Below are 3,061 nucleotides of genomic sequence, written 5' to 3'. Positions count from 1 at the left end.
GGACCGCCCCACCCGACGCCTCGGCGATCCACGCGCCGAGGGCGCGAGCGCGGGAGGCGGCGTGCCCCGGCGGGACGACGGGGGCGCCGTCGGCGCGGCCGGTGAGGGCGACGACGCCGCTCTCGGCCCAGTCCCGCACCCGATCAGCGCTGCCCGGGGTCCACATCGAGCCGATGTTACCGTTGGCGCGGGAGGTCACGACCGCTCATGGACAGCCACGAACGAACCGTCACCGCTGCTCGACTCGCCGACGGAGCGGCCTTCCTCGCGTCGGCGATCCCCGGCGCGACGACCACCGAACCCGTGCTGGTGGTGGATCTCGACGACGTCGACGAAGAGCTCGCCGTCCGGGCGGCCGCCGGCGTCGCCGCGCTCGACCGGTTGGTGATCGGGCGGGCGACCCGGCCGGTCCCGCCCCGGCTGGCGCGACTGACCGCGGCCCTCGACGTGACCTACGCCCCGCTCACCGGACCCACCGCCCCGCTCACCCGACCCCCCGCCCCGGACCGGACCGGGGTGGGTGTCCCCGATGTCGATGCCGCGCTCGACGCTTTCCTCGGTGCGGCGGCACGCAATCCGCAGGCCGCGCTGATCGCCGCACAGGTGCTGCGGATCTCGGAGACCTTGCCCGTCCCGCGGGCGATCGAGGTGGAATCGCTTGCCTACTCGGCACTTCAGGGTGGCGCGGAGTTCGGCCGCTGGCTGGCCGAACGCAGGGCGCTCGGCCGGTCGCTGCCCCCGCCGCCGGCGACCGACCCGGTTCTCGTGCGGCGCGAGGGTGGCGTCCTGCGGATCACGCTCAACCGGCCGGAGCGGCGCAACGCCTACGGCACCGCCGTGCGGGACGCGCTGGTGGAGGCGTTGCGGGTGGCCCTGTTCGACGACAGTGTGCGCGAGGTGGTGCTGGCGGGTGCGGGACCGTGCTTCTGCGCGGGCGGCGATTTGGACGAGTTCGGGCACACTCCCGATCACGCGACTGCGCACTTCCTCCGCACCGCGGCCGGGGCGGCCCGTTCGATGGCGTTGCTGGCTGCCCGGACGCGGGTGGAGCTGCACGGGCAGTGTGTGGGCGCGGGGATCGAGGTGCCCGCGTTCGCGGGCCGGATCGTCGCCGCGCCCGACAGCGTGTTCCGGCTGCCCGAGGTGGGCATGGGGTTGATCCCGGGCGCCGGTGGGACGGTGAGCATTCCCCGGCGCATCGGGCGCTGGCGGGCGCTGCACCTGTTCGTCACCGGTGCGGCACTCGACGCGGCCAGCGCGCTGGACTGGGGACTCGTCGACGAGATCACCGGGGCCCGCGGGTCCGCGCGGGCCGGGTAGCCGGGACGGCGCTCGACGCGGGCGGGGTCGAGCCGGACGGCGGCGGGTGCGCGCCGCCGTCGCGCACCCGGTGCGCCGGCGTGGGGAAATTCGTTCGGGAACAGGGGTTCACAAGACGGGAGCCGGGGTGACAGGCCACCATGCTGGAGAGGTACGGCGTGAGCCGGGGAGTCGCCGCGTGCGGGGCTGCGGCTGCTCGAGGTGCAGGCGATGATCACCATCCACCGCGGTCTCGGTGGTGGGCCAGCAGCCGCGCCAGCAGGCGGGTGAACTCCTCGCGGTCATCGGGGCCGAGCGGGGCCAGCAGGCGGTCCTGGACCTCGTCCAACGCCCGGTCGAGCCGGTGGAGCAGGCGCTCGCCCGCGGCGGTGAGGGTGACGATGTTGCGGCGGCGGTCGGCGGGGTCGGGGGCGCGTTCGACACAGCCCTGGTCGGCGAGCTGATTGACGGCGGCGACCACGTCGCTGCGGTCGATGTTGCCGCGGCGGCCGAGGTCGATCTGGCTGGCCGGGCCGAATTCGGCCAGCGTGGCCAGGATTCGGTAGTGGTAGCCGCGCGCGCCCGCCTCGGCGAAGCAGTCGGTCGACAGCTTCTTGGCGTGCACCGCCAGCTGGGTGAGCAGCCAACTCGGTTTGCTCGTCAGGCGTTCGGGGGCGTCTTCCACGAGCACACCCTACATCGTTGGACACACCAACAACCTTCCTTTATTGTTGGTTTTGCCAACATTGGTTGCGCCAACGACTCGCCGCCATCACACCTGGAGACCGCCGTGATCGACCCCTTCCGCATCGCCGTCCCCCAGACCGACCTCGACGACCTGCACGACCGGCTGGCCCGCACCCGCTGGCCCAACGAGGTCGCCGACGCCGGCCGCGACTTCGGCTTTCCGCTGCCACGGCTGCGCGAGCTCGCCGAGTACTGGCGCACCGGCTACGACTGGCGCGAGCACGAGACCCGGCTGAACGAACTGCCCCATTTCCACACCGAGATCGACGGACAGCGCGTGCATTTCGTGCACGTCCGGTCGGCGAAGCCGGACGCGCTCGCCCTGATCCTCACCCATGGCTGGCCCGGCTCGTTCCTCGAGTTCCTCGACGTGATCGAGCCGCTGTCACGCGATTTCCACCTGGTGATCCCCTCCATCCCCGGCTTCGGGTTCTCCGGGCCGACCCACGAACGCGGCTGGGACATCCACCGCATCGCCCGCGCCTGGGCCGAACTGATGCGCCGCCTCGGCTACGAGCGCTACGGCGCGCAGGGCGGCGACTTCGGTGCGGGTATCTCCATGGCGCTCGGCGCGGTGGCGCCCGAGCGGGTCGTCGGCGTGCACGTCAACTACCTGCCTACCCGGCCCGACCCCGAGGCCGAGGTCACGCTGACGCCGATCGAACAGGCGCGACTGGACACGGTGCGGCAGTTGATGGCGAACCGGCCGCCGTACCAGGCGTTGCAGGCCGCCACCCCGCAGACGATCGGCTACGCGCTCACCGACTCGCCGGTCGGCCAATTGGCCTGGATCGCCGAGCGTTTCGACCAGTGGACCGGCCCGGACACCCCGGTGGACGACGAGCGGATACTCACCGACGTCGCCCTCTACTGGTTCACCGCCACCGCGGCGTCCTCCGCACGGCTGCACCACGCCCAGTCCCGGGGCGCCGTGGCCTGCCCGGCGCCGCGCGGCGTCGCGGGGTTGGCGCACCCCAACACGCAGGCGGTGGGGCCCCGGGGGCCGCCGCCCCAC

General features: G+C 73.2%; 3 protein-coding genes and 1 pseudogene. 2 read left to right on the top strand and 2 right to left on the bottom strand.

The genetic code is table 11. The features are described from left to right. A pseudogene (locus tag QH283_RS00325) lies at positions 1-166 on the bottom strand (CoA transferase); the annotation flags it as partial. 41 nt (positions 167-207) lie between these two features. On the opposite strand from QH283_RS00325, the gene QH283_RS00320 reads away from it, so the two are divergent. Next, positions 208-1,320, top strand: a complete 1,113-nt coding sequence (locus tag QH283_RS00320) for an enoyl-CoA hydratase/isomerase family protein (RefSeq protein WP_280501018.1) — start codon at positions 208-210, stop codon at positions 1,318-1,320. A 214-nt stretch (positions 1,321-1,534) separates the two neighbouring features. On the opposite strand, the gene QH283_RS00315 is transcribed toward QH283_RS00320, so the two are convergent. Further along, positions 1,535-1,990 (bottom strand): MarR family winged helix-turn-helix transcriptional regulator, encoded by a 456-nt coding sequence (locus QH283_RS00315; protein WP_348538246.1) that lies wholly within the window; start codon positions 1,988-1,990, stop codon positions 1,535-1,537. 99 nt (positions 1,991-2,089) lie between these two features. On the opposite strand from QH283_RS00315, the gene QH283_RS00310 reads away from it, so the two are divergent. Beyond that, on the top strand, positions 2,090-3,061 hold a 972-nt coding region (locus tag QH283_RS00310), incomplete at its 3' end, for an epoxide hydrolase family protein (RefSeq protein ID WP_280501017.1).

The sequence above is a fragment of the Nocardia farcinica genome (assembly GCF_029867845.1).
In the GTDB taxonomy this organism is placed as follows: Bacteria; Actinomycetota; Actinomycetes; order Mycobacteriales; family Mycobacteriaceae; genus Nocardia; species Nocardia farcinica_A.
The sequence above is the reverse complement of the archived record's forward strand: the minus strand, read 5'-3'. Positions and strand labels throughout refer to the sequence as shown.